This is a genomic window from Cupriavidus sp. 21MJTG02-4 (assembly GCF_057798975.1).
The window spans coordinates 437,993-462,617 of record NZ_JBYOJP010000004.1 but is presented as its reverse complement, the minus strand read 5'-3'; the positions used below and the strand labels follow the sequence as shown (position 1 = coordinate 462,617).

Sequence of the window (24,625 nt, the reverse complement as noted above, 5' to 3'; positions counted from 1 at the left end):
GGAATCGGGATAGGCGATGAACGGGAATTCGTACTACATCTCTTCATGCCAGGCCATGCCGTCGCGCGACAGCAGGGCGCTGGATGACGCCGGTCCCCAGGTGCCGGCGGTGTACAGCTTGGGAGGGGCGTTGGTGTTCTCCCATGTCCTGAGAATGGGAGCGACCCAGCGCCAGGCCTGGGCCTGTTCATCTCTGCGCACGAACAAGCCCAGCCTGCCGCGGATGACATCCAGCAGCAGGCGCTCGTACGCGCCCATGCGGCGTACGCGCGGACCCGCCCCCGGGCGTTGCAGGTCCAGCGAAGCCGGCACCAGCGCTTGCGTGTCACCGGGCTGCTTGGCCAGGAAATAGAGCCGGATGCTCTCTTCCGGCTGCAGCGTGATGACCAGCCGGTTCCCCGCCGGCGTGCCCAGCGGGCGCGCGAACAGCGCGCAGGGCACATCGTGGAAGTGGATGACGATCTCCGCCACGCGCGACTGCATGCGCTTGCCCGTGCGCAGGTAGAAGGGCACGCCGGCCCAGCGCCAGTTGGCGATCTCCGCCTTGATGGCGACGAAGGTTTCGGTCCGGCTCTCGGGCGGGATACCCGGCTCGCTGACATAGCCAGGCACCGGGTTGCCCCCGGCAGCACCGCGGCAGTACTGGCCACGCACGACCTTCTCGGCCACGTCCTCGGGCCGGATCGGCCTGAGCGCCTTGAGGATCTTCAGCTTCTCGTCGCGGATCGCGTCTTCGGACAGGCTGGCAGGCGGCTCCATGGCCACCATGCACAGCAACTGGAGCAGGTGGTTCTGCACCATGTCACGCATCGCGCCGATGCCGTCGTAGAAGTTGCCGCGCCGCTCCACGCCCAGCTCCTCGGCGATGGTGATCTGCACTTCCTTGACCCACTCGCGCCGCCATAGCGGCTCGAACAGGACGTTGCCGAAGCGCACCGCCATCAGGTTCTGCACGGATTCCTTGCCCAGGTAATGGTCGATGCGATAGATCTGGTCCTCGGCAAAGAACTTCGCCACCGCCGCATTGATCGCCTCGGACGACTCGAGGTCATGGCCCAGCGGTTTTTCGAGCACGATGCGGCTGCGTTGGCCGGTGAGCCCGACGCGCGCCAGCTGCTCGCAGATCCTGACAAAGAGGTGTGGCGCGGTGGCCAGGTAGCACACCACCACTTGTGCGGCACGGGCATTCACCAGCTCGGCCAGTGCATCGAAGCCCGGCTCGGTGTTGGCGTCGACCTGCAGGTAAACGATGCGTTCCAGGAAGGCCGGCCACGACGAGGCCACGGCGTTGCCCGCCAACGCGGGCAGTACCTCGTCGTTGAGCATGGCAAGATAGGCCTCGTGGGCCAGCGGCTGGCTGCCCAGCGCGAGAATGCGGCCTTGCGGATGCAGCGCGCCGGCCGCATGCGCGTCGAACAGCGCGGGCAGGAGCTTGCGGCGGGCCAGGTCGCCGGTGGCGCCGAACAGTACGAAATCGAAATCCGGGGCCTGCGCGCCGGTTTTGGTGCTATCCATCATGTCGCCTGGAAGGTCTGAAAGGGGTTCGGGTTTGGCCGGGGCGCTATCTCGGCGCCGCCCAGCCCTTGTAGTCGCGGACATTGGCGCGCGTGACCAGGGTGGAGGGCAACAGCACCACCGGCCTGGCGGGCCGCTGGCCGTTCATCATGCCGACGCCGAGCTGCACCGCGGTGCGGGCAATGGCCCATGGGTCCTGGCTGGCCGAGGCCTGCACCAGCGTGTCGGCCTTCAGCGCCGCCTCGATGTCGGGCGCGCCGTCCACCGATGCGATCAGGATGCCGCGCCGGTTGAGCTGGCGGGCGGCCAGGTCGGCGCCGACCGCCTGCGGGTCATTGATGGTGAAGACGGCATCCACCTTGGGAAAGCGCGTCAGGTAGAGCTGCATCACGTTGAGCCCGCCTTCGCGCGATCCCTTGGCGTCCTGGTCGTCGGACAGGATGCGGATGTCCGGGTGTTTCGCCAGCACCGCCTTGCAGCCCCTGACGCGGTCCAGCACGGCTGACACCGGCGGCCCGTTCTGGATGATGAGGTTGCCGTGGCCGTTGAGTCGTTCGGCAAGGAAACCGCAGGCCAGCTCGCCGGCCTGGAGGTTGTCGGTCTGCACGGTGGCGTCCGCACCGGCTGCGGCCACGTCCACCGCCACCACCACGATGCCCGCCTTCTTCGCCTTGCGCACGGCCGGTTCGATGGCGCGCGCGTCGGCGGCGTTGATCAGGATCAGATCCACGCCGGCGACGATAAAGCTGTCGATATGCGAGAACTGCTTGTTCAGGTCATAGTCGGCCGACAGCACGGTGACCTTGGCCTGCGGGTTGACCTGCTTCGCGGCGGCTTCGGCGCCGTGGGCCAGCGCCACGAAGTATGGATTGCCGAGGGAGCCCAGCGTGACGCCCACCTTCTTCAACTGCCGCGGCGCAGCGGCCGTGGATGGCTCGGCAGCCGGGGCTTGTGCCGTCGCACCGGCAATGCAACATGCGCCGAGCGCGACTGCCATCAGGAATTGCTTGATCACTTCTGTCTCCTGCGTGTGCTCAGGTGCGGGCCGAGCCCTTCTGGCGATAGCGGTCCAGCGCGACCGCGCCGATGATGACCAGGCCCTTGATGATGTACTGCCAGATATCCGACACGCCCAGCAGCACCAGGCCGTTGGAGAGTGCCGCGATAATCAGCGCGCCGATCAGGGTGCCGCCGATGGAGCCGACGCCGCCGACAAAGCTGGTGCCGCCCAGGATCACCGCGGCGATCGCATCGAGCTCATAGGATTGCCCGAGCTGCAGGCCGTTGGCCGCGTACAGGCGCGAGGCGGACATCACGCCGCCAAGCCCTGCCAGCAGGCCGGACACGGCATAGACGAACAGCAGCACCCCCCACACCTTGATGCCCGACAACCGCGCCGCCTCGGCGTTGCCGCCCACGGCGTAGATCTGCAGCCCCAGCACGGTCCGGCGCAGCACGACCCAGGACACCGCGATCACGGCACAGGCGATGATCACCAGCCAGGGCACGCCCAGCACGTCGCCGTTGCCGATGAAGGCAAAGCCGATGTCAGGGTTGTAGACGGTGCTGTCATGTCCGGCCAGCCGCGCCAGCCCGCGCACCGCGGTCAGGCTGCCGAGCGTGACGATGAAGGGCGGCAGCTTCATGAAGGCGATCAGCGCGCCATTGACCAGCCCGAACAGCAGGCCGCACAGCAGGGCGGCGGGCACGCTGAGCGCGGACAGTTCGGGCGTCAGCGAAGTCAGCATCGCCGCCACGGCCGAGATCGAGAGGATGGACCCGACCGACAGGTCGATGCCACCGGTCAGGATGACGAAGGTCATGCCGGCCGCCAGCACCAGGTTGATCGACGCCTGCTGCGCGATGATCGACAGGTTCTGCAGGCTGGCGAAGTTGTCGGTCAGCAGCGTGAAACCGGCGCACAGCAGTACCAGCACGGGCAGCATGCCCAGTGCCCGCAGGCGCTCCTGTGTGGTGGCGCCGCGGCGGCCGGCGGGCGTGTGCGCCGTGCCGTGCGAGGAAACGGCGTGTGGCGTCGGGTGGATCGAATTGCGCATGGTGTCTCCTGAATCTGTGGCGGTGCTTGCCGCCGACCGGCTGCGCGGTCTCGGGGGATGGTCGGTTCAGTGAAGCACGGTGGCCGGTGTCGGGTCGTCCGCACCGGTGGCGAGGGCGATGATGCGTTCCTGCGTGGCGGCGGCATCCGGGCAGGCGTGTACCTCGCCCACCAGCCGGCTTTCGCGCATCACCAGCACGCGGTCGCACAGGCCTACCACCTCCGGCAGTTCGCTGGAGATCAGCAGGACGGCCACGCCGGAACGGGCCAGCTCGTCGATGAGGCGGTAGATCTCCGCCTTGGCGCCGATGTCCACGCCACGTGTGGGTTCGTCCAGGATCAGCACGCGCGGCTTCGTCTCCAGCAGGCGCGACAGCATCACCTTCTGCTGGTTGCCGCCCGACAGCGAGCCGACATTGACGCGCGGATGCGCCACGCGGATGCCCAGCGAGCTGACCGCGTCGGCCGTGCGCCGGCGCGCGCTGGCACGGTTGAGCCGGCCGCCGCGCAGTGCATCGCGCGCGGCGACGATCAGGTTGATGTTCTCGTGCACGCTCTGGTCAAGGAACAGGCCCTGCAGCTTCCGGTCTTCCGTCAGGTAGGCAATGCCGGCGTCAATGGCCTGGCGCGGATGATGGACGGCCAGTGGCGAGCCGGCCAGGTATACCGCGCCGCTGGTGGGGGTATCGGCGCCGAAGACCAGCCGCGCAAGTTCCGTGCGGCCCGCCCCGACCAGCCCGGCCAGGCCCAGGACCTCTCCGGCATGCAGGTCGAAGCTGCAATCCCGCACGCGCCGCCCGTCGGACATATTGCGCACCGACAGCACAATGCCGCCCGCTTGCGTCTGGCCATGCGTCTTGGTGTAGAAACCCGACAGGTCGCGGCCGACCATCATCTTGACCAGTGCCGCCTGGGTCAGCTGGGCCTTTTCCAGTGTGCCGACGTAGCAGCCGTCGCGCAGCACGGTGACGCGGTCCGCCAGTTCGTCGATTTCGGCCATGCGGTGGCTGATGTAGATGATGGCCATGCCGTCGGCCCGCAACTGGCGGATCAGCGCGAACAGGCGGTCGGTCTCGCGGGTGGACAACGGCGTGGTCGGTTCGTCCATCACCAGGATGCGGGTCTCGAAATGCACGGCGCGGGCGATTTCCACCAGCTGGCGCTGGGCGATCGACAGGCGCTCGACCAGGGTCTGCGGCGTAAAGTCGGCGCCGAGCCGGGCCAGCGTGGCCTCGCAGGCCCGCACCATCGCGGCGCGATCCACCATGCCGTGGCGGCGCAGGTGGCGTCCCAGGTAGATGTTCTCGGCCACGCTCAGGTTGGGCGCCAGGCTCAGTTCCTGGTAGATCACGGCAACGCCGTGGGCGCGCGCGGCGAGCGGGCCGTCAATGACAACCGGATGGCTGGCGATGCGGCACTCGGCACCATCGTCGGCGATATAGGCGCCCGCGAGGATCTTCATCAGCGTCGACTTGCCGGCGCCGTTCTCGCCCATCAGCGCGTGGACCTCACCGGGATAGATCGTGAGCTGGACGTTGCTGAGCGCCTTGACGCCAGGGAACGTCTTGGAGATGTTGCGCATCTCCAGCAGCGGCGCCACCGGGGCGTGCCGTGGGGCGGGGATCGTGTCAGACCGTTGCATGGCTGGCCTCCGGAACGATGGCGGACGCGCCCTTGAGCAGTTCCGCGCGCGGCGAGAAGTTCATGAACATCGGCAGGGACGCAGCCCCGACCGCGCCGGCATTGGCGCCAAAGCAGCCGCGCACGATGCGCGCGGCGGGGCGTGCCTCCGGAGCGCTGTCGTCCAGTGCCTGCTGCAGGCGCTCGATCAGCGTGGGCACGAGGCCGCCGTCGATATCGGCATCGAAGATCACCAGCGGCACGTCCAGCACGGCCAGCGCGGATTGAAGCGCGGGGGCCATCGCCTCCACACAGTCATCCACCCATTCCGCCACGGCCGGGTGCTTCAGTTCCACCTGCCGCTGCAGGTCGGCATGCCCGTGCACCGTCACGCCGTGGTGGCGCAGGTGGCGCGTCAGCGCGTTGAGCGAGGCGCGCGAGAGCAGGATGTCGCGCCGCCGGCCCGGCACGGTCGGGGCGGAGGCCAGCGTGCTGGGCGGCACCGGCATCATGGCGATGTCGCCGGCATTGCCCGAGACCCCGCGCACGCAGTCGCCGTTGAGCACCACGCCGCCGCCGATCGCCGGGCCAAGGAAGACATAGAGGAAATGCTGGGCGTGGTGCCGGCCGTAAAAGAGTTCGGCCACCGCGGCCGCGGTGCCGTCGTTCTCGCTGAATACCGGCAGGCGCGTTGCTGCCGCCAGCATCGAGGGGAAATCCGACTCGTCCCAGGCTCGAAAAGTGGCCTGGAAGGCCTCGCCCTGCACATCGAGTTCTCGCAGCCATGCGCCGAGGTTGTAAGGCTGGGCAACGCCGACGCCAAGCAGGCGCTTCTGCTCGGCCGGGGAGAGCAGGGCGCGCATTTCCTCGATGTCGCGGCGCACCAGTTCCAGCGCCTGGTCAGGGTGGGGCAACACCATCTGGTGCGCGCGGCTGGCGAGGATATGCCCGGCGAAGTCGACCATGACGGCCTCGATGCTGCCGCGGTCGAGCCGCACGCCAAGGCCAAACGCCCCCTTCGGCTGCAGGCGGATCAGGCTTGCAGGCTGGCCGCGCTGGCCTTCGACGCGCCGCCCGGAAAGCTGGATCAGGCCTTCGTCGGTCAGTGTCTGCACGATGCTGCCGACTGCCGTGTTGGTGAGCTGCGCCATGCGGGCCAGGTCGGCCTTGGATGCCTCGCCGGCGCGGCGCAAGGCCAGCAGCAAGGCGCGCTCGTTGTACAGGCGCAGGCTGGCGGAGTTCACGCCACGGCCTGCCTTGGATGCGTTCATCTTGTCTCCGCCCGGTGGGCTCCCAGCTCGGGAGCGCTATTAATTAATTCATGTTGAATTAAAGAACAGAGAGAGGAAGAACTCAACTGAGGGGAAACCCGCACGGCATTTTGGGAAGTCCGGGCTGATAAAAGCGTTTTGTGGCTGAGATGAGGATAGTGGGGCACTTATGATGCACGTATGGCAGCCGGCTCAAGCGGAGGTTCCGCCTGTCCGGCGCCATCATGTCGCAGCCACCAACCGCGATTTGCAGAAGGCTGAAGGCTGTGTCCGTCCCTACATCCGGTACACCATGCCAAGCCAGACACTGCGCGGCGCCCCCGGGGCCACGAACAACGCCGTCGCACTGTCGCCTGGCGCGACATGCGGCTGCACCAGGGTGCCGCCGGGAAACACATTGTTCGCGACCTGGCCGTAGGTCTCGTAGCGCCGGTCAAACAAATTGGCGACGCGAGCATATACCTCGAAGCGCTTGTTAACCTGGTACGCCGCGCGCAGGTTGACGGTGGCGTAGCCGGGCACGCGCCAGTTGGCCGCCTTCGGCGGCTGGCCCGGCTGCGGGTCGGCGCGCAGTCCGTCTTCGTTGCCGCTGGCGGCGCTGTCGGACACGGCGACGAGGTCGGCGCCCAGCGTCAGCCCTGCCACGGCTTGCCAGTCCGCGCCGAACTTGAACGTGTGGCGCGGCAGGCCGGCTACGCGCATCCCGGGGTGGACGTCGATGGTGCGTTCGCCGACCGCAAGCTGTCCGGTCGCCTGGTAGGTCGCCTGCAGGTAGCTGTAGGCAAAACGCAAGGTGACATCGCCGACGCGCTGGCGGGCGCTGAGATCGAGGCCCTGGTTACGGGTGCGGTCGAAGTTCGAGAAGTAGCCCATCTGTGTGTTGGGCGCGCGCAAGAACAGGATGTCGTCGTGGTTGTCGATGCGGTAGAGCGTCGCGGTGACGTCGGTGTCCTTGCCGGGGCGCCAGCGCACGCCGGCTTCAAAGGCGTGTGAGACCACCTGCTTCAGGTAAGGGTCCGCCTGTAGCCCGGCGGGCAGGCGGCATGGCTGCGTCGGGTCGGCACAGCCGAGTTCCAGGACTGTAGGCACGCGGTTATTCTGCGCGTAGCCGCCGAACACCGAGACGCCGTCGCCCAGCTTCTGCACCAGCCCCAGCGCGGGATTAAGACGGCGGTAGGTAAAGCTCTCGCGCGCTTGCTCGCTGCCGTCGCTGTTTTGCAGCGTATTGCTCACCGTGGCGAGATTCCATCGTGCCGACGCCGTCAGGAACGTGCTGGGCGTCAGGGTCCAGGTGTCCGAGAGATACATGCCGAACGTGCGCGCGTTGCCGCTGACGCCCGAGACGAGATTGTTGGGCGCGTCGGGGTCGGCCACCGCACCGCGGTCGTCGGTGAAGGTGCCCAGCTGGGCGAACTGCGAATAGCTCAGCCGGCTTCGGTCCAGGCTGATGCCGGCGTTCAGCACATGGCGTTCCGTCTCCCTGGCCAGGCTGAGCGCCACGCCGATTGTTTGCTGCCGCATATGGCTGGTGTTGACCACGGCAGGATGCAGCAACGCGCCTTCGGCCCGGGTCACGCCGCAGCCCTGGCCACGCGGGCTGCCGTCGGCGTTGAAGCCGTCCTCGCAGGCCTCGGCATAGTTCTCGTAGTCCGGGTTGACGTCGCCGCTGGCGGTGTCGCGCCGGCTGTTGCGCACATAGGCCAGGGCGGCGGCGCTGGTCTTGTCGTCGAACCAGTGGCGGCCGTTGACGGCGACCTGCGTGACCTGGTTGCGGGTCTGGTCCGGATAGGTATACACCGCGCGGCGGTCCAGCTGATAGATGTCCGGCTCGGTGGCATTGCCGCTGGCACGGTAGGCCGGTACCAGCCCATTGCCACTCAGCGTGCTGCGGCCGTGCAGCAGCGACACATCGAGGCTGTCGGTATCGCCCGCATAGCCCGCCTTGGCAAAGACGTTGCCGAGATGCCCCGACGAGTCGTCGCGCCAGCCGTGCTCCTGGAACAGCGTGCCGGCGGCAAAGGCATGCCAGCCGCCTGCGCTGCGCACGCCGCCCGACAGGTCGGCGCGCTTGCGGTTGCCGCTGCCGTAGGACAGGTCGGCAGTGAAGCCAGGCGAGTCCAGGCCGGAGCGGGTGGTCATGGCAAGCGCGCCGCCCAGGCTGTTCAGGCCATAGGCCGGGTTGGCGCTGGAGATTAGCGACACGCTTTCCAGCGCGGCCTCGGGGATCATGTCCCAGCTGATCACATCGCCGAAGGGTTCGTTGACGCGAATGCCATCGAGATAGACCGACAGCCCCTGCGGCACGCCCGCGATCGATGAAGCGCGGTAGCCGCGGTAGGTGATATCGCTCTGGAACGGGCTGCCCTGGATATCGTTGGTGTTGACGCCGGCCAGGTTGCGGCCCAGGTAGTCGGCCAGGTTGCTGGCGCGCGTGCCGTTCAGGTCATCGCCGCGCACGGTCTGCACGGTGTAGGGCACCAGGTTGCTGTCCACGCCGATGCCGGGCAGCGGCGCCGCCGCCACCACCAGCACTTCGGGCAGTACGGCACTGTCCTGCTTTGGAGCAGCAGTGTCCCATTGCGCAACAGCGGGCCGCTGCGCCAGCACGGCGACGGCCAGGGCGATGGCCGTGGCCGCGCGGCAGCAGCGCTTGCCACGCCGCGCCGGCGCGTGCTGGATGGCCTGCGATGACGGGGCAGGGAACGGGTTGGCTGGCATCTTGCATCTCCTCCGGAATCGGGGCGCGCTGCCTGCGTCGGGCAGCGACTGGACCTGAACAAACTGAGGGGATGGGGAGCAGGTTCCGTACCTCGGGCATCGGGAAAAACTCCCGACCCGGGGCGCGCCCGGACTCCACCTTCCTCCGGAGGAGCACTGCCATGACGATGTCGCGTTTCCTGGCCAGCCGTGCGCTCTGGCTGTCCTGCGCCTGCCTCGCTGGCGCGTTGCTGGTGACGCTGTGGCTGGCGCAGCAGGCCATTGGCGAAGAGCGCAGCGGTGCCGCCGCCACGGCGCAACTGGTCGCGCGGCTGTCGGCACTGCAGTCCGCGGGGCCGGCGGAGCGCGCGGCCCACCTTGCCGCGCTGCGCGTGATCAATCAATCGACGCGCATGCGCCACCTGCGGCTGCACGTCGAGGACGCCGCCGGCCACGCGCTGGTGGAAACGGCGCCGAAGGCGGAACTGGCCCACGCGGAAAGCCAATGGGACATCCGCGCGCGCGATGGCACCGTCTACCATGCCGCGCTGCGCTGGAACCCGGACAGCGAACTGCGCGAGGCGCGCCGCGACGTCATCGGCAACCTGGCCCTGCTGAGCGCGTACAGCGTGCTGTTGCTGTGCGGACTGTCATGGTTGCTGCGCCGGGCGCTTGCGCCTTTGCAGCAGATTCTCGACGCCATTGGCCACTACGAGCGCAAGGACTACAGCCTGCGCCTGCCCGCCATGCGCATCCGCGAACTGGATCAGGTTCGCCGCGCGCTGAACGACCTGGCCGGCGCGCTGGCGCATCACCAGGCCGAGCGGCGCGCGCTGAGCCGCAAGCTGCTGGACGCGCAGGAATGCGAGCGTGCCAGGCTGGCGCGTGAATTGCACGACGAGTTCGGCCAGGTGCTGACCGCCATGCGCGCCGATGCCGCCTACCTGGTGCGCAAGTGCTCGCATGCGCCGATGCTGCAGATCGTGGCCAACGACCTGGCTGGACATTGCGCCCGGATCCAGGACGAAGTGCGCCACCTGCTGCATCGTCTGCGCCCGCATGGCGCGCAGCCCGACGGACACGTCGCCGGCGTGGACCGCCTGCTGCAGGACCTGGTGCGCAGCTGGCGGGGACAGCCGGGCCAGTCGGTGCAGCTCGATTGCGCCGTCGATCTTGGCGGCGCCATGCTGGGGCCGGACCTGACCCTGACGCTCTACCGGATGACGCAGGAGGCGCTGACCAATGTCATGCGCCACGCCAGCGCCCGCCGGGCGTCGGTCTGCATCGCAAGGAATGGGGACAAGGTCTGCTGGTGTGTGGAGGACGACGGCGCTGGCATCGGTGACATCGACGCGGCCCTGCAGCGCAGCCATGGCCTGCGGGGCATGCACGAGCGCGCCTGGGCGCATTGCGCCACGCTGCTGGTCGGAGACGCCCAGCGCACCGGGGATACGCGGGGTTGCCGCCTGAGCGCGATTTTTCCGCTGCCTGCGCCCGCGCCGCAGGCGCCATCGATGCAAGCAGGGAGGCAGGCGGCATGAACCCGATCGATGTGGTGATTGCCGACGATCACGCCGTGGTGCGCACGGGCTACCGGCGGCTGCTCGAACTGGACGAAGGCATGCGCGTGGTGGCGGAGTTCGGCGACGGCGATGCCGCCTACGACTGGCTGGTCCGAACACGGGCCGACGTGCTGATCCTGGACCTGTCGATGCCGGGCCGCGGCGGCCTGGAGATACTGCGGCGGCTGGGCGTGCGTGTGCCGGCGCTGCGCACGCTGGTGTTCAGCATGCACGACAGCGCGGCCGTCGTGATGCAGGCGATGCGCGCCGGCGCTGCCGGCTACCTGACCAAGAGCAGCGCGCCCGACGCGCTGGTGGACGCGGTACGCAGGATCGCCGCAGGGCAGCAAGTGCTGTCCGATGACATCGCCGGCCTGGTCGACATGGGCGCGCAGCCGCCGCACTTCGCGCTGTCGCCGCGCGAATTCGACCTGTTCCGGCAGTTCGCGCGCGGCACCGCGATCGAGGACGTCGCCGCGCATTTCTGCCTCAGCACCAAGACCGTGGCCAACTACCAGACGCTAATCCGCAAGAAGATGGGGCTGGCCAACCGCGTCGAGATGCATCGCTATGCGGTGGCGCACGGATTTGGCTGATGGCGCGGCCACTGCAGGTTGTTCAGTTCTGGAGCAGATGCAACGCAATGTTGCGTGCTGACACGGCCGCCACGCCGCCATGCGGCGGCAATCGGCGGACTGGCGCGCAAATCCGATTGGCATGGGAATTGCCAACTGCGTCACTGGTTGCGGCGCAGTGGCGCACCGGTGGAAACGGAAAATAAAGAGGAGAAGACAATGAGGACCTTACGAGTAGTGGTGGCAGCCGCGGCTGCCGTGGCCACGCTGGCCGCGCAGGCGGCGGTGACCGATGCCATGATCGAGAACGATGCCAAGAGCCCCGGCGATGTGTTGTCATGGGGCATGGGGCCGCAAGGCCAGCGCTATTCCGGGCTGACGCGCATCAACGCCAAAAATGTCGGCAACCTGGTGCCGGCATGGTCGTTCTCGTTCGGTGGCGAGAAACAGCGCGGGCAGGAAGCCCAGCCGCTGATCCACGACGGCAAGATGTTTGTCACGGCGTCGTACTCGCGCATCTACGCGCTCGACCTGAAGACCGGTGCGAAGTTGTGGAAGTACGAGCAACGGCTGCCGGAAGGCATCATGCCGTGCTGCGACGTGGTCAACCGCGGCGCGGCGCTCTACGACAACCTGGTGATCTTCGGGACGCTGGATGCGCAGCTCGTGGCGCTTGATCAGAAGACTGGCAAGGTGGTTTGGAAGGAAAAGCTGGCGGACTATGCCGCGGGCTATTCGTACACGGCGGCGCCGCTGATCGTCAAGGGCATGGTGCTCACCGGCATTTCTGGCGGCGAATTCGGCGTGGTCGGCCGGGTCGAGGCGCGCGATGCCAAGAGCGGGCAGCTGGTGTGGTCGCGTCCGGTGGTCGAAGGCCACATGGGCTACAAGTACGACAAGGACGGCAACAAGACCGAGAACGGCGTGACCGGCACCGAGAACGCCAGCTGGCCCGGCGAGACCTGGAAGACCGGCGGCGCCGCCACCTGGCTCGGCGGCACCTATGATCCGTCGACGGGGCTGGTCTACTTCGGCACCGGCAACCCCGGCCCGTGGAACAGCCATATCCGCAAGGGCGACAACCTTTACTCGGCGTCGACGGTGGCCATCGATCCGGCCACCGGCAAGATCGTCTGGCACTACCAGAACACCCCGAACGATGGCTGGGACTTTGACGGCGTCAACGAGTTCGTGACCTTCGACCTGGACGGCAAGCGCATGGGCGGCAAGGCCGACCGCAACGGCTTCTTCTATGTCAACGACGCGACCAACGGCAAGCTGGTCAATGCGTTCCCGTTCGTGAAGAAGATCACCTGGGCCAGCGGCATCGACCTGAAGACCGGCCGGCCCAACTATATCGACGAAGGCCGCCCCGGCGACCCGGCCAGCGGCACCGACCCGAAGAAGGGCAAGTCCGTGCTGGCCGCGCCCGGCTTCCTGGGCGGCAAGAACCAGCAGCCGATGGCCTACAGCCCGCAGACCGGCCTGTTCTACGTGCCGGCCAACGAGTGGGCCATGGATATCTGGAACGAGCCCGTCAGCTACAAGAAGGGCGCCGCCTACCTCGGCGCCGGCTTCACCATCCATCCGCTGAACGAGGACTACATCGGCGCGCTGCGCGCGATCAACCCCAAGACCGGCAAGATCGTCTGGGAGGTCAAGAACAACGCGCCGCTGTGGGGCGGGGTCATGACCACCGCCGGCGGCCTGGTGTTCTGGGGTACGCCCGAAGGCTTCCTGAAGGCCGCCGACGCCAAGACCGGCAAGGAGCTCTGGAAGTTCCAGACCGGCAGTGGCGTGGTGGCGCCGCCGGTCACCTGGGAAGACAACGGCGAGCAATATGTGGCCGTGGTATCGGGCTGGGGCGGCGCCGTGCCGCTGTGGGGCGGGGAAGTCGCCAAGCGCGTGAACTTCCTGGAGCAGGGCGGTTCGGTGTGGGTGTTCAAGCTGCATAAGGGCTGAATCCGGGCCGCTTGATGGCTAGACAAGGGCGTCGCCACGGCGACGCCCTCTTACTTGCAACGTGATAGAGCGGGGAAGCGGTATGAAGAAGCAATGGATGGTATGCGTAGCGGCTTCGCTGCTGCTGCCTGGTGTGGTTCTGGCGGGCACGGCGGCCGATATGCAGCCCCTGGCGGACAAGAACGGATGCTTCGCCTGCCATGGCAGCCAAACGAAGCTTGTGGGTCCCGGCTTTGCGGAGGTGGCGGCCAGGTACAAGGGGGACAGCGAGGCGGCCGAGCGGCTCGGCAAGAAGATCCGCGAAGGCGGCAAGGGTGTGTGGGGGCCGGTTCCCATGCCGGCGCACGGCAACCTGGGGGAGGCGGATGCCAGGAAACTCGCGGAGTGGGTGCTGAGCGTTGGCTAGTGTCCTGAGTCAGAAATTCGTTGAAGAAATAAGTCTGCCGAGAAGGCGTGCGAGGCCAGGAGCCAAGCGCAGCAAGGCTGAAGCCTTGCGAGCATTGGCGACGACGCATCGCGCGACTTATCGGCTGACTGATTCAACGAATTTCTGCACCAGGACACCAGGTAAGGATTAGCGTGGGTTGTGGCACTACATCCGTAGTGCCAGCCCAGCCGGGGACCGACCCATCATTCGTTCCCGCGGCTCAGTCGCAGTGAATTGCCATCGCTGCGAAACACCATCGGCTGCAATTCGGTGTTCGGTTGCAAGGCTGCGAGCCGGCCCTGCAGCACGATCTCCCGGACCCTGCCATGTTCGCCGGAGCGCTCGCACACCGGATCGGTCGCGGCGGGGTCGCCGGTCAGCAATAGCGCCTGGCAGCGGCAACCGCCATGGTCTTCCTCGCGATGGTCGCATGACTTGCAGGGCTCCTGCATCCATCCGGTGCCACGGAAGCGGCGGAACGCCTCGCTGTCATGCCAGATCTCCCGCAGTCCGTGCGTGGTGACATTGGGCAACGCCAGGCCCGGCAGCATCCGCGCCGCATGGCACGGCAGCGCCGTCCCATCGGGCGCCACGCCAAGGAAGGTCGTGCCCCAGCCGTTCATGCACTTCTTGGGCTTGCCTTCGAAGTAGTCGGGCACCACGAACAGGATCTGGCACTGCCTGCCGATGCGCGCGCGGTATTGCCTGACCACGGACTCCGCTTCCAGCAATTGCTCCTGCGTCGGCATCAGCGCCAGGCGGTTGTGCCAGGCCCAGCCGTAGTACTGCGTGTTGGCCAGCTCCAGGTACTCGGCGCCCATCTGCAGCGCCATTTCGATGATGGTGCCGACATGCGGGAGGTTGTGCCGATGCAGCACGCAGTTCATCACCATCGGATAGCCGTGCGCCTTGATCAGCTTTGCCACGCGCTGCTTCAGGTCGAAGGTGCGGGTGCTGGACAGGAAGTCGTTGAGCTCGCGGGTGGAATCCTGGAAGGACAGCTGGATATGGTCCAGGCCCGCGTCGCGCAGCGCGGCGAGCCTGGCGTCGGTCAGGCCCACCCCGGAAGTGATGAGGTTGGTATAGAAGCCCAGGCCGTGCGCATGCCGCACCAGTTGTTCCAGGTCCTTGCGCAGCAGCGGCTCGCCGCCGGAGAAGCCGAGCTGCACCGCGCCGAGCGCGCGGGCCTGGGTGAAGACGTCGCACCATTGCGCAGTGTCGAGTTCAGCCGTGTGCCGGGCATAGTCGACCGGGTTGGAGCAGAACGCGCAGTGCAGCGGGCAGCGGTAGGTCAGCTCGGCCAGCAGCCACAGCGGCGGGCCGGGCTGCGCGGCAGGCCGATCAGACCAGCCAGCCGCGTTCGGTTGCATGTTTGACAAAGGCATGTACCTCCGGGGCGATGCCCTGCACGCCGAAAGCGGCCTGCAGGTCGTCGATCAGCATATCCAGCGTATGGCCGCCGTCGCAGCGCTGCAGGATCGCGGCAGCGCTGTCGTTGAGGGTGACCATGCCTTCCGGATACAGCAGCACCCATCTCTGCTGGGCGTCTTCCCACTGCAGGCGGAAGGTCCGGTGCAGGACGGGGCGGGCGAGTTCTGGCGGATTGGCGGTCATGGGCTGGCGAGCTGGATGGCGTCGAGCATCGACCAGAGTATGTCGAGCTTGAACTGCAGGATATCGAGGGCGCGCTGCTGTTGCTCCGGGGTGCGGAAGTAGCCCAGCGTCACGCGCAGGCCATGGTCGACATCGCGCTGCGCGAGCGGGATGCGCGAGCGGAAGTAATCCAGCCCGGCGGCCTCGATCCACGGGTAATGCGTGGGCCAGCCGGCCAGCCGCTCCTTGTGGATCTCGGGCGCGAACATCTCGGTGAGCGACGAGCAAACAGCTTCCTGCCACGGTGCGCGCCGCGCGAAGTTGACATAGGCGTCGACGGCGAAGCGCACGCCCGGCAGCACATGCCGATGGTCGAGCAAGGCCTCGCGCTCGAGCCCTGTGGCCTGCCCCAGCCGCAGCCAGGCCTCGATGCCACCGGGCTGTGTGTCGGTGCCGTCGTGGTCGAGGATGCGCACCACCCACTCGCGGCGCGTGTCGTGCTCGGGGCAGTTGGACAGGATGGCAGCGTCCTTCAGCGGGATATTGGCCTGATAGTAGAACCGGTTGGCGACCCAGGCGCGGATCTGTTCGGGCGAGCACTGGCCGGCCGCCATGCGCCGGTTGAAGGGGTGGTGGATGTGGTATCCGCTTTCCTTGGCGCGCAACCGGGCCTCGAACTCTGCCGGGCTTGATGCGGTGGAAGGTGTCATCAGATATGCTCCGAGAAACCCCGCCATGAATGGCGGGGAGTGAAAGGAGGGCCGCCGCCAGGCGGCATTCCCACGATAGAATTAGCGGCATGATTCTTGTCTATCGCTACAGGGTGAAGTCGCTCAGCGGTCTGCTCAACAAGCAGAGCCGGGCGGTGAACTACGTCTGGAACTTCTGCAATGACACGCAGAAGCACGCGCTCAAATGGGGCAGGAAGTGGCCGAGCGGGTTCGATCTGAACGTGCTGACCACCGGCAGCAGCAAGGAACTCGGCATCCATTCCGGCACGGTCAACGCGACTTGCGAGCAGTACGCGAAATCGCGCAGCCAGCATCGTCGTCCTTACCTGCGATACCGCGGCAGGAAGTGCCTCGGATGGGTGCCCCTGAAGGGCCGCGATCTGAAGCGGGAGGGCGAGGCGTTTCGCTTTGCCGGGAATACCTTCCGCGTGTTCAATAGCCGTCCGTTGCCCGAAGGCAAGATCAAGGACGGCACAAACTTTGCGCGGGATTCGCGCGGGAACTGGTTTCTCAACATCGTAATAGAAGTTGCCGAGGTGCCGGCACGTCCGATTCGAACCGGCGTCGGCATCGACCTTGGCCTGAAGGACTTCGCAACACTCTCGACGGGCGAGAAACTTCCCAATGACCGGTTTGGTCGGCATGCCGCCGAAAGACTGGCTAAAGCGCAGCGTGCACGCAAGCATAAGCGGCATATTGCGAAGCTGCATGCCAAGGTGGCGAATGCCCGCGCCGACTTCCAGCACAAGCTCGCGCTCGATCTCGTCCGGCGCTTCGACTACATCGCAGTCGGCAACGTGTCGGCTTCGAAACTCGCCAGGACCAGGATGGCGAAGAGCGTCTACGACGCATCCTGGTCGTCCTTCCGGGACAAGCTCCGCTACAAAGCGATTGCGCACGGGGCCACGTTTGAGGAAGTGAACGAAAGCGGTTCTACCCAGTCCTGCTCGGCGTGCGGTTCGAAAGACAGCACGGCGAGGCCGAGAGGTATCGCAGGACTGCGAATAAGAGAGTGGACCTGTAGTAGCTGTGGTGCCGTTCATGACCGTGATACCAATGCTGCGCTGAACATTCTCCGATGCGGACGTGCATCGCCAGGTGTGGGAATCCACTGCCTTTAGGCAGGGGAGGACGTCAAAGTGCGATCTCCATGCCGTCGTACGCCAGTTCGATGCCGTGCCGTGCCAGCACGGCGCGCTCCGGCGAGTCGTCCACCAGCACGGGATTGGTATTGTTGATGTGGATAAGGATCTTGCGGCTCGCGGGCAGCCGGTCGAGGACCTCGATCATGCCGCCGGCACCCGACAGCGGCAGGTGGCCCATGTCGGCGGCGGCCTTGGCGGAGAAGCCGAGCGACTGCATCTCGTCCTCGCGCCAGAACGTGCCGTCGACCAGCACGATGTCCGCGCTGCGCAGTTCGGCGAAGACGTGGTCCTCCACGCTGCCGAGGCCAGGCGCATAGAAGGCGCGGCGGCCGCTGCGCCGGTCCTCGATGCGCAGGCCGATGTTGTCACCCAGGCGCGGCGCATGGCGGCCGGGCGAGTAGGGCGGTGCCTTGCTCTGGAGCGGCACCGCGGTCAGCACGATGTCGTCCAGCTGTGCCAAGGAAAACGGCGTGCCGTCGCAGGGCAGGGTATGCGTCTGCAAGCCGCAGTAGTGCGACAGCAGGCGGGTCAGCGGGAACGCGGTGCCGAGGTCGTCAAGCACCGCGGCGGTGGCATAGAGCGGCAAGGCCTGACGGTGCTCGCGCAGCATCAGCAGGCCGGTGACGTGGTCGATCTGCGCATCCATCAACAGCACCGCGGCGATCGCCGTATCGCGCGGCGCGCGTGCCGGTTGCAGCGCGGGCGTCTGGCGCAACTGCTGCAGGATGTCGGGAGACGCGTTGACCAGGATCGAATCCGGTCCGTCGCCGGACAGCGCGATCGACGACTGCGTGCGCGGCGTGGCCCGCACGGTGCCGCGGCGCACGCCATCGCAGTTGTGGCAGTTGCAGTTCCACTGCGGAAAGCCGCCGCCGGCGGCCGAGCCGAGTACCCGGATGGTGGTCATGGCGCGAGCGAGTTGGGGTGGATCATGGTCGCAAGGGGCAGGCGCGCCGACCGTGCAGCCGGAGCCGATGCCTGCCCGGCTTCACGGTGTGGCGCCTGCGTACCGTGCGCCTGCGATCGCGGCGGTCATGCCGGGACGTTGACATGTCGCCGCGCGCAGCGCGCTTCAGCGGTTGGCGATATACATCGTGATTTCGAAGCCCAGCCGCAGCTCGGTATAGGCAGGCGTGGTCCAGTTCATGTCTCTCTCCTTGGTTGGCATGTTTAGTGATAATTCCTGTCTTGGCGCGGCAGGCTGGCTGCCGCCTCCCTGCAAGGCAACATCCATGCCCGACGTGCCGCTCGCATCCGACTGCTTCTACCTGCGTACAGCCGATGCGCAGCGCCTGCATGTGCGGCTGGCCGGGCCACCGGATGGCGAGCCATGGCTGGTCCTGCACGGCGGCCCCGGCAGCGGTTGCTCGGCGGCCATGGCGGGGTGGTTCGATCGGCAACGGCACCGGGTGGTGATGCCGGACCAGCGCGGTGCGGGCCAGTCGCGGCCGACGGGCTCCCTGCGCCGCAATAACGTGAGCGCGCTGCTTGCCGACCTGGAACAGCTGCGCCGGGCGCTGGGCATCAGGCGTTGGGGCGTGGTCGGTGGCTCCTGGGGAGCGGCGCTGGGGCTGGCCTATGCGGCAAAGTACCCGGACGCGGTAGCAGCGCTGGTATTGCGGGGGGCGTTCCTGACCGGACGCGATGACATCGGCAACCTGTTTGCGCCGCGCCGTGGCGGTCGCCGCATGCTGCAATGCATCAAGCCGTGCGGCGAGCGCGTGCCGGATGCCCGGGCCGGCCTGCTCACTGTGTCACGACTGTTGCAAAGTGGAACACCTGTCCAGAAACGGGACACCGCCGCGGCGTGGCGCGACAGTGAACGCGCCTTGCTGGGCCTGTCCGCGCGGCGGCAGTGGCGCCGCCAGCCGCTGCGCGGGCGCGAGGCGAAGGCAATGATCGCCAAGTACCGCATCCAGGCGCACTACCTGCGCAACCGGGCCGGGCTGGGCAAGCCGGGCCTGCTGCGGGCGGCACGGACGATTGCCGCGCAGGGCCTGCCGGTGACCCTGCTGCACGGACGGGCCGACGCGGTCTGCCGTCCCGCCAATGCCCGGCGCCTGCAGGCTGCCATGCCTGGCGCGCGCCTGGAGTGGGTCGACGGCGGGCACCTTGCCACAGGCGCACTGGGCAAGGCACTGGCCGCCGCGATCGCAGCGGCGCGCTGGCAGCCAGGGTGACGGCGGCGCGGAAATCGAAGGAATCAGCCTGGAGCTTGCGGCAGCCCGCGCGCCTCTTCCATCTTCCGGTACACCGTATTGCGCGAGATGCCCAGCGCCTTGGCCGCTGCCGAGATATTGCCGTGGTGCGCCTTGACGGTGGCGACGATGACCTGTGCCTCGACCTCGGCCAGCCGCGTCGGCTGCGTGGCCAGCTGCCCGCCCGGGCTAGCCGCGGACACCGTCAACCCCCGCATCATCTGCCCGCCCGGCGCCAGTCCCTCTTGCCGCTCGCGCAGGTCGTCCAGGAAGTCGTCGGGCAGGTGGTCCTCGGTGATCTCGGCTTCGCCTTCCGCCATCAGGCGCGCCGTGCGCAGCAGGTTGCCGAGCTGGCGCATATTGCCCGGCCAGTGATAGCGGCGGAACAGTGCCATCACCGCATCGCCGATCCGCGGTGGTTCACCGCCGCCCTGGCCCTGGTCCTGGCGCAGCAGCTTGCCCGCCACCACGTCGAGGTCGCTGCGCTCGCGCAGCGCCGGCAGGCGCACCACGAGCCCGTTCAGGCGGTAGTACAGGTCTTCGCGGAACTGGCCGCCGGCGACCATCTCGCGCAGGTTGCGGTTGGTGGCGCACACCACCAGGACATCGACCTGGATCACCTTGCTGCTGCCCAGCGGCTGGACCGCGCGTTCCTGCAGCGCGCGCAGCAGCCGCCCCTGCAGGTGCAGCGGCATGTCCCCGATCTCGTCGAGGAACAGGGTGCCGCCGTTGGCCAGCAGCATCTTGCCGATGCCGCCCTTCTTGCGGGCGCCGGTAAAGGCGCCTTCCTCGTAGCCGAACAGCTCCGACTCGATCAGGTTTTCCGGGATCGATGCGCAGTTCACTGCGATGAAAGGCCCCGCGTGCCGCGGGCTGTCGGCGTGGATGGCGCGTGCCATCAGTTCCTTGCCGGTGCCGGTCTCGCCCAGCACCATCACCGGGATGTCCTTGCCGATGACCTTGCGCAGCTTGCCGATCACGGTCCGGATCTGCGCGTCGCCGGTGTCCAGGTCGGCCAGCCCCTCGGGCCGGGCCGGCGCGGCATAAAGGCGGCGCGGCTCCGGGATGGCATTGGCGCTGCTTGCCGCGGCCGCGGCCGCGCCGGGCATCGAAGCGGCGCTGGACTTCCATTCCACGCGCGCGCTGACCTTGACGCCGCTCGGCAGCTGCAACTGCACGATGCCGGCCGGGGCGCCGCGCACCGCATCGAAGAGCAGGGACATCGGCATGCCGAACAGCGACGAAAAGGTATGCGCCTGCAGCGCCGCATTGGACAAGCCGAGCTGGAACTGGCCACTGCGGTTCGAGGACAGGAAGCGCCCGCCTGGCGTGAACGAGACGATGCCCTCGACCAGCGTGCCAAGGAACTCCGCGCGCGAATGGAAGCGGATGCACACCATGTCGCGGAACGCGTTGCCGAACAGCTGGTTCTCGATCATCTGCGCCGACATCCGCACCAGCGCCATGGTGTGCTTGTGGAAGCCACGCTGGTCGCCGGTCACATCGAGCGCGCCCACGGTCTTGCCGTAGGGGTCGAGGATAGTCATGCACGAGCAGGTCAGGAACTGGTTGGCCTCCAGGAAATGGTCGGCGCCGTGGACCAGCGTGGCGCGGTTTTCGGCCAGTGCGGTGCCGATGGCATTGGTGCCGCGACTCTCTTCCGACCAGTCCGCGCCCGCGCGCAGCGCCACCTTGTCGGCCCGGGCCAGGAAATCGTCGTCGCCCAGCGAGTGCAGGATCAAGCCGTCGGCGTCGGTCAGGATCACCATGCTCTGCGTGTTCACGATCTGGTCGTAGAGCGTTTCCATCACAGGCAGCGCGTAGGTGAACAGGGACTGGCTGCGTTCGATCCGCGTTTTCAGCTCGCTTTGCAGCACCGGGCAGAAGTCCGGCGACTCATAAGGGCGCAGGCCATACGAGGCGGAACGCTGGTGGGCCAGGGCAATCAGTTCGGCGCGCTCGGGCTGGCCGGCCAGATCGCCGGTAGGGGCGGTATTGCCGATATTGCCGGACTCGGCAGGTCGAACCGGCTCCGCTGGGATGGTCATGTCTGGGTCTCCTGTTGATAGTCGCCCGCGATCTGTTGCGCGGGTCGCTGTCGGCGCCTTCATCGCCATGCCCTGGCGTGCGCTCGACAGTGTTGCGCCATGTAGCAAAACGCTTGCCAGTGTGTGGCATTCCGGGACACCGCCGTGGCGATGGTGCACTGCACTCGCCCCAGGGGGTGCCGGAAAGCCTGCTGCCGGGCGGTATGGTAGCCCGCTACACCGTGCTACGGCCCGCTGGTATGGCTCTTGCGGAAATGGTGCCAAACAAAAACCCCATCCACCACTGTAGGAGACATCCATGAAAACGCAGCGCCGCCTGCTTGCCTTGTTCTCGCTCTGCGCCTTGCTGGGCGCCGCCCCGGCCGCATGGGCCCACGGCGATGTCACGCCGCAAGCGGTCGACACCAAGTCCTTACCACAGCTTGGCGACGAATGGCGTCCGGACAATCCCTATCGCGCCGGCGCCGAACAGCAGGAGGCCCAGCGGATCGGCAGCTCCGCCTATAACCAGAACTGCGCGCGCTGCCATGGCCTGGAAGCGGTGTCCGGCGGCATCGCCCCCGACCTGCGCAAGATCGACGGCGATTGCCTGTCGCTGGCCGACGCCAAGAAGAAGCAGGCCTGCATCAGCGAGATCTCGCAGTACTTCACCACCACCGTGCGCAAGGGCCGCACGCGCGACGGCCGTGTCTACATGCCGCCGTTTGACGGCGTGCTGAGCCAGGAGGCCGTGTGGGCGATCAAGACGTACCTGGAATCGCGGCGCGAGTAAGCCGGCGCGGTCCCGGCCGGCGAGCCGCTGGCGACCCCCTTTTCCACTTTTCCCCTTTTCCCTTTTTCAGCTTCCTTGTCCTTCAAGTTCAGGAGAGACCCCATGTCCCCGAGGCCCTGTCCGACCCCTGCCGAACCAACCGACATGCGGCGCAGGCTGTGCGGTGCCTTGCTGGCGGCCGGCGCGCTGCTGTGCGCCCCGCCGGCGCTGGCGGACCTGGCCAGGATCCGTCAGAACGGTACGCTGAAGGTGGCGGTCTACAAGGGTTTGCCACCGTTCTCGGCGGTCGCGGGCAGCCAGTACGCCGGCATCGACGTGGCCTTGGCCAGGGCCCTGGCCAGCGAGCTGGGTTTGCAGGTCTCGCTGTTGCCGTTCGATGCCGGCGATGACATGGCGGATGACCTGCGCTCGATGGTATGGCGCGGGCATTACCTTGGTTACGGCCCCGCGGACGTGATGTTGCATGTGCCGGTCGACCGTGCCTTCATCCGTGCCAATGACCAGGCCCTGATCTTCGCGCCTTATTACCGCGAAACGTTCGTGCTGGTGCGCGACCGCGAGCGCGTGCCGGACGTGCGCGGCCTGGAAGACCTGGCCGGCCAGGCCACCGGCGCAGCCGCCGGCTCGGCTGGCGCCAACGCCTTGTTGTCCGGCGCGGGCGGTGCGCTGCGTGACAAGGTCAGGATCTACCCCGAAGCCGACGACGCGCTGCGCGCGCTGTTTTCCGGTGACATTGCCGCTGCCATGGTGACCCGGGCGCAGTACGAGAGCGCGTTGAAAACCGCAAACCAGTCCACGTCGCGCTTTGCCACGGCAGACATCAGCTCACCGCTGTTGCCGCCGCGCGGATGGGCCGTCGGCATGGCCATCAAGGCGGGCGACAAGGCACTCGCCGAATCGCTGGAGGGTGCCATGGCGTCGCTGCGGCGCAAGGGAGAACTGGCCCGCATCTTCGCCAGCCATGGGGTGACCTTGCAGGAGCCATAGGAGCGGGCGGCCCGCCAGAGGCGCGGGCCGCGTCAAATGCCGGTCAGAACGAATGCTTGAGGCCGGCACCGGCCAGGAGGGTCTTCGCACCTGGCGCGGTACCGCCCGCGACGATGGAGGTCTTCAGGCCCTCGAGCGCATCGGCGGTCCCCACCGAGCCGGCATCGACATACGCCAGTTGCAGATACAGGGTGGTGCGCTTGGAGAACGAATAGTCGTTGCTCAGCACCACCGACCGGGTCGAGCTGTTGTGCGCGTCGCTCTTGTAGTGGCTGTAGTACCCGGCGAGCGTTGTCGTATTGTTGCCGTTCCAGCTGTAGTCGATCCCGGCGCCGCCCGACTGTACGTTGGAGATCCGGCCGCCGCTGGTTGAATTGTTGGTGACATCGATGTAGTTCAGCCTGCCGTTGAAGGCACCGCCGAACGGCACCGCGACGCCCGCGCTCCACAGACGGCTGACGGTCGCGCCGCTGGCGCTGTCCTTCATTGCCTGATAGCCGAGGGCAACGGTGGCGGGGCCGGAATAGGTGGCGCCGAGCGAGATCTCGTTGCCCTTGTTCATGCTGCCGGGGATCTCGCCGAACGAGTAGGCGGCGGCCACCCAGACCGGGCCGAAGTTGTTCGCGTATTGCACGGCGTTGCCGATGAACACGCCGACATCGTTGCCGCTGTTCGAACCCGCGTTCAAGGCATTGCCGGGGGAGGACAACTCGTTGTAGGCCCACACGTACAGGTTGGAGAACTGCTCCTTGAAGCCGCGCGCTTCGGTGCCGATGACACCGAGCAGGGCCGGGCTGTATTGGCGGCCCAGCGTGATCGTGCCCCAGTTGCCGGCGAGGCCGACGTTGGCCTCGCGACGGAAGAGTTCCGAGCCAAAGCCGGGTCCGCTGGTCAGTTGTCCGGTATCGCTGCTGAAATGGCCCTGGAGGTTGAAGGTGGCTTTCATTCCGCTGCCCAGGTCTTCGACGCCCTTGAGGCCCCAGATGCTTGGGCTGATGCCACCGGACCTCAACTCCGTGAGGCTGCCTGCGTTGTCTGCGCTTTTGTTGCGGAACTGGAGTCCGGAGTCGACGACGCCGTAGAGCGTCACCGAGGATTGCGCCATGGCCGTGCTGGCGGCACAGCTCATGATTGCGGCGGACAGGTATTTCTGAATGTCATTGCGCTGCATGAAGTCTCCTTTTTTGTTGAGACCGGGTGGGTCTCTATTGGTCTGAGTCGAGGTGCCAACGGCTTGATGCGATCGGCACCGGGGCGGGACTCAGCAATGTGCGTACCAAGGGGGGATTGAAGGCATGCCGGCTGCGTTTGCTCACGGCGTGAGGCGTGAAACGACGCGGTTCCCGGGCATGCGGTGGCGCAAGGGGTGTCGCTTTTTCATGCGACATTCGTCGCGCGCGAAGGTGGCAGGGGTGTCGCGTGGTGGAGCAGCGGGGGCGATGGGTGTTCTGTATTGAGACAGGGGG

General features: G+C 67.2%; 21 protein-coding genes. 8 read left to right on the top strand and 13 right to left on the bottom strand.

The window, feature by feature from the left end:
• Window positions 1-33: 33 nt before the first annotated feature.
• The 6 genes from zwf to AC3FKH_RS11435 all read right to left on the bottom strand — a co-directional run bounded on the left by zwf (window position 34) and on the right by AC3FKH_RS11435 (window position 9,180).
• On the bottom strand, window positions 34-1,515 hold the full coding sequence (zwf, locus tag AC3FKH_RS11460) for a glucose-6-phosphate dehydrogenase (protein WP_488675567.1): 1,482 nt from the start codon (window positions 1,513-1,515) through the stop codon (window positions 34-36).
• A gap of 46 nt (window positions 1,516-1,561) precedes the next feature.
• The gene (locus AC3FKH_RS11455) at window positions 1,562-2,512 is read right to left on the bottom strand and encodes an ABC transporter substrate-binding protein (RefSeq protein ID WP_488675648.1); all 951 of its coding nucleotides are present in this window, start codon (window positions 2,510-2,512) and stop codon (window positions 1,562-1,564) included.
• 37 nt (window positions 2,513-2,549) lie between these two features.
• Window positions 2,550-3,572, bottom strand: coding sequence for an ABC transporter permease subunit (locus tag AC3FKH_RS11450; protein WP_488675565.1), 1,023 nt, complete (start codon window positions 3,570-3,572; stop codon window positions 2,550-2,552).
• A gap of 66 nt (window positions 3,573-3,638) precedes the next feature.
• A complete protein-coding gene (locus AC3FKH_RS11445; protein WP_488675563.1) occupies window positions 3,639-5,213 on the bottom strand; it encodes a sugar ABC transporter ATP-binding protein in 1,575 nt (524 codons plus the stop codon).
• The gene (locus AC3FKH_RS11440) at window positions 5,200-6,462 is read right to left on the bottom strand and encodes an ROK family protein (RefSeq protein ID WP_488675561.1); all 1,263 of its coding nucleotides are present in this window, start codon (window positions 6,460-6,462) and stop codon (window positions 5,200-5,202) included. The genes AC3FKH_RS11445 and AC3FKH_RS11440 overlap by 14 nt, the downstream gene beginning before the upstream one ends.
• A 276-nt stretch (window positions 6,463-6,738) precedes the next feature.
• Complete coding sequence (locus AC3FKH_RS11435; protein WP_488675560.1) at window positions 6,739-9,180, bottom strand: TonB-dependent receptor; 2,442 nt, start codon at window positions 9,178-9,180, stop codon at window positions 6,739-6,741.
• A 161-nt stretch (window positions 9,181-9,341) separates the two neighbouring features.
• Here AC3FKH_RS11435 and AC3FKH_RS11430 point away from each other — a divergent pair, with 161 nt between their 5' ends.
• From AC3FKH_RS11430 to AC3FKH_RS11415, 4 genes are all read left to right on the top strand, one after another.
• Window positions 9,342-10,700, top strand: a complete 1,359-nt coding sequence (locus tag AC3FKH_RS11430) for a histidine kinase (protein ID WP_488675558.1) — start codon at window positions 9,342-9,344, stop codon at window positions 10,698-10,700.
• Window positions 10,697-11,317 (top strand): response regulator, encoded by a 621-nt coding sequence (locus AC3FKH_RS11425; protein ID WP_488675556.1) that lies wholly within the window; start codon window positions 10,697-10,699, stop codon window positions 11,315-11,317. The genes AC3FKH_RS11430 and AC3FKH_RS11425 overlap by 4 nt, the downstream gene beginning before the upstream one ends.
• A gap of 198 nt (window positions 11,318-11,515) precedes the next feature.
• Window positions 11,516-13,258: a PQQ-dependent methanol/ethanol family dehydrogenase gene (locus AC3FKH_RS11420; RefSeq protein WP_488675554.1), complete on the top strand. Its 1,743-nt coding sequence runs from the start codon at window positions 11,516-11,518 to the stop codon at window positions 13,256-13,258.
• Between the two features lie 82 nt (window positions 13,259-13,340).
• The gene (locus AC3FKH_RS11415) at window positions 13,341-13,664 is read left to right on the top strand and encodes a c-type cytochrome (RefSeq protein ID WP_488675552.1); all 324 of its coding nucleotides are present in this window, start codon (window positions 13,341-13,343) and stop codon (window positions 13,662-13,664) included.
• 224 nt (window positions 13,665-13,888) lie between these two features.
• Here AC3FKH_RS11415 and pqqE read toward each other — a convergent pair whose 3' ends face one another.
• From pqqE to pqqC, 3 genes are read right to left on the bottom strand one after another with little or no spacing between them, the layout of a single operon-like run.
• Entirely contained in the window at window positions 13,889-15,055 is a 1,167-nt protein-coding gene (gene pqqE, locus AC3FKH_RS11410) for a pyrroloquinoline quinone biosynthesis protein PqqE (RefSeq protein WP_488675550.1), read from the bottom strand.
• A complete protein-coding gene (gene pqqD / locus AC3FKH_RS11405; protein ID WP_488675549.1) occupies window positions 15,027-15,299 on the bottom strand; it encodes a pyrroloquinoline quinone biosynthesis peptide chaperone PqqD in 273 nt (90 codons plus the stop codon). The genes pqqE and pqqD overlap by 29 nt, the downstream gene beginning before the upstream one ends.
• Window positions 15,296-15,988, bottom strand: a complete 693-nt coding sequence (pqqC, locus tag AC3FKH_RS11400) for a pyrroloquinoline-quinone synthase PqqC (RefSeq protein ID WP_488675548.1) — start codon at window positions 15,986-15,988, stop codon at window positions 15,296-15,298. Before pqqC ends, pqqD begins: the two co-directional genes overlap by 4 nt.
• An 89-nt stretch (window positions 15,989-16,077) precedes the next feature.
• Here pqqC and AC3FKH_RS11395 point away from each other — a divergent pair, with 89 nt between their 5' ends.
• Window positions 16,078-17,130 carry an RNA-guided endonuclease InsQ/TnpB family protein gene (locus tag AC3FKH_RS11395; protein ID WP_488675547.1) on the top strand — a complete coding sequence of 351 codons (1,053 nt, stop codon included), beginning with the start codon at window positions 16,078-16,080 and terminating at the stop codon, window positions 17,128-17,130.
• Between the two features lie 13 nt (window positions 17,131-17,143).
• On the opposite strand, the gene pqqB is transcribed toward AC3FKH_RS11395, so the two are convergent.
• Together pqqB and pqqA are read right to left on the bottom strand one after the other, a co-directional pair.
• Complete coding sequence (gene pqqB / locus AC3FKH_RS11390) at window positions 17,144-18,061, bottom strand: pyrroloquinoline quinone biosynthesis protein PqqB (protein WP_488675546.1); 918 nt, start codon at window positions 18,059-18,061, stop codon at window positions 17,144-17,146.
• 165 nt (window positions 18,062-18,226) lie between these two features.
• Window positions 18,227-18,301, bottom strand: a complete 75-nt coding sequence (pqqA, locus tag AC3FKH_RS11385) for a pyrroloquinoline quinone precursor peptide PqqA (RefSeq protein ID WP_009277446.1) — start codon at window positions 18,299-18,301, stop codon at window positions 18,227-18,229.
• A gap of 85 nt (window positions 18,302-18,386) precedes the next feature.
• On the opposite strand from pqqA, the gene AC3FKH_RS11380 reads away from it, so the two are divergent.
• Window positions 18,387-19,334, top strand: a complete 948-nt coding sequence (locus tag AC3FKH_RS11380; protein ID WP_488675545.1) for an alpha/beta fold hydrolase — start codon at window positions 18,387-18,389, stop codon at window positions 19,332-19,334.
• A gap of 23 nt (window positions 19,335-19,357) precedes the next feature.
• Here the strand turns inward: AC3FKH_RS11380 and AC3FKH_RS11375 are convergent, their stop codons facing one another.
• The gene (locus AC3FKH_RS11375) at window positions 19,358-21,400 is read right to left on the bottom strand and encodes a sigma-54-dependent Fis family transcriptional regulator (RefSeq protein ID WP_488675544.1); all 2,043 of its coding nucleotides are present in this window, start codon (window positions 21,398-21,400) and stop codon (window positions 19,358-19,360) included.
• A gap of 298 nt (window positions 21,401-21,698) precedes the next feature.
• Here AC3FKH_RS11375 and pedF point away from each other — a divergent pair, with 298 nt between their 5' ends.
• Both pedF and AC3FKH_RS11365 read left to right on the top strand, forming a co-directional pair.
• Window positions 21,699-22,172, top strand: a complete 474-nt coding sequence (gene pedF, locus AC3FKH_RS11370; protein WP_483734545.1) for a cytochrome c-550 PedF — start codon at window positions 21,699-21,701, stop codon at window positions 22,170-22,172.
• Window positions 22,173-22,274: 102 nt separating this feature from the next.
• Window positions 22,275-23,159, top strand: a complete 885-nt coding sequence (locus tag AC3FKH_RS11365) for a substrate-binding periplasmic protein (RefSeq protein WP_488675543.1) — start codon at window positions 22,275-22,277, stop codon at window positions 23,157-23,159.
• Window positions 23,160-23,202: 43 nt separating this feature from the next.
• Here AC3FKH_RS11365 and AC3FKH_RS11360 read toward each other — a convergent pair whose 3' ends face one another.
• Complete coding sequence (locus tag AC3FKH_RS11360) at window positions 23,203-24,330, bottom strand: porin (RefSeq protein ID WP_488675541.1); 1,128 nt, start codon at window positions 24,328-24,330, stop codon at window positions 23,203-23,205.
• Between the last annotated feature and the right edge of the window lie 295 nt (window positions 24,331-24,625).

What these genes read in the sequence shown, in the direction of transcription:
- AC3FKH_RS11430 (WP_488675558.1), top strand. Translation starts at nt 9,342, where the DNA reads ATGACGATGTCGCGTTTCCTGGCCAGCCGTGCGCTCTGGCTGTCCTGC.
- AC3FKH_RS11445 (WP_488675563.1), bottom strand. Translation starts at nt 5,213, where the DNA reads ATGCAACGGTCTGACACGATCCCCGCCCCACGGCACGCCCCGGTGGCG.
- pedF (WP_483734545.1), top strand. Translation starts at nt 21,699, where the DNA reads ATGAAAACGCAGCGCCGCCTGCTTGCCTTGTTCTCGCTCTGCGCCTTG.
- AC3FKH_RS11375 (WP_488675544.1), bottom strand. Translation starts at nt 21,400, where the DNA reads ATGACCATCCCAGCGGAGCCGGTTCGACCTGCCGAGTCCGGCAATATC.
- AC3FKH_RS11450 (WP_488675565.1), bottom strand. Translation starts at nt 3,572, where the DNA reads ATGCGCAATTCGATCCACCCGACGCCACACGCCGTTTCCTCGCACGGC.
- AC3FKH_RS11425 (WP_488675556.1), top strand. Translation starts at nt 10,697, where the DNA reads ATGAACCCGATCGATGTGGTGATTGCCGACGATCACGCCGTGGTGCGC.
- pqqB (WP_488675546.1), bottom strand. Translation starts at nt 18,061, where the DNA reads ATGACCACCATCCGGGTACTCGGCTCGGCCGCCGGCGGCGGCTTTCCG.
- AC3FKH_RS11435 (WP_488675560.1), bottom strand. Translation starts at nt 9,180, where the DNA reads ATGCCAGCCAACCCGTTCCCTGCCCCGTCATCGCAGGCCATCCAGCAC.
- AC3FKH_RS11380 (WP_488675545.1), top strand. Translation starts at nt 18,387, where the DNA reads ATGCCCGACGTGCCGCTCGCATCCGACTGCTTCTACCTGCGTACAGCC.
- pqqD (WP_488675549.1), bottom strand. Translation starts at nt 15,299, where the DNA reads ATGACCGCCAATCCGCCAGAACTCGCCCGCCCCGTCCTGCACCGGACC.
- AC3FKH_RS11365 (WP_488675543.1), top strand. Translation starts at nt 22,275, where the DNA reads ATGTCCCCGAGGCCCTGTCCGACCCCTGCCGAACCAACCGACATGCGG.
- AC3FKH_RS11455 (WP_488675648.1), bottom strand. Translation starts at nt 2,512, where the DNA reads ATGGCAGTCGCGCTCGGCGCATGTTGCATTGCCGGTGCGACGGCACAA.
- AC3FKH_RS11420 (WP_488675554.1), top strand. Translation starts at nt 11,516, where the DNA reads ATGAGGACCTTACGAGTAGTGGTGGCAGCCGCGGCTGCCGTGGCCACG.
- zwf (WP_488675567.1), bottom strand. Translation starts at nt 1,515, where the DNA reads ATGGATAGCACCAAAACCGGCGCGCAGGCCCCGGATTTCGATTTCGTA.
- AC3FKH_RS11395 (WP_488675547.1), top strand. Translation starts at nt 16,078, where the DNA reads ATGATTCTTGTCTATCGCTACAGGGTGAAGTCGCTCAGCGGTCTGCTC.
- pqqC (WP_488675548.1), bottom strand. Translation starts at nt 15,988, where the DNA reads ATGACACCTTCCACCGCATCAAGCCCGGCAGAGTTCGAGGCCCGGTTG.
- pqqE (WP_488675550.1), bottom strand. Translation starts at nt 15,055, where the DNA reads ATGCAACCGAACGCGGCTGGCTGGTCTGATCGGCCTGCCGCGCAGCCC.
- AC3FKH_RS11360 (WP_488675541.1), bottom strand. Translation starts at nt 24,330, where the DNA reads ATGCAGCGCAATGACATTCAGAAATACCTGTCCGCCGCAATCATGAGC.
- AC3FKH_RS11440 (WP_488675561.1), bottom strand. Translation starts at nt 6,462, where the DNA reads ATGAACGCATCCAAGGCAGGCCGTGGCGTGAACTCCGCCAGCCTGCGC.
- AC3FKH_RS11415 (WP_488675552.1), top strand. Translation starts at nt 13,341, where the DNA reads ATGAAGAAGCAATGGATGGTATGCGTAGCGGCTTCGCTGCTGCTGCCT.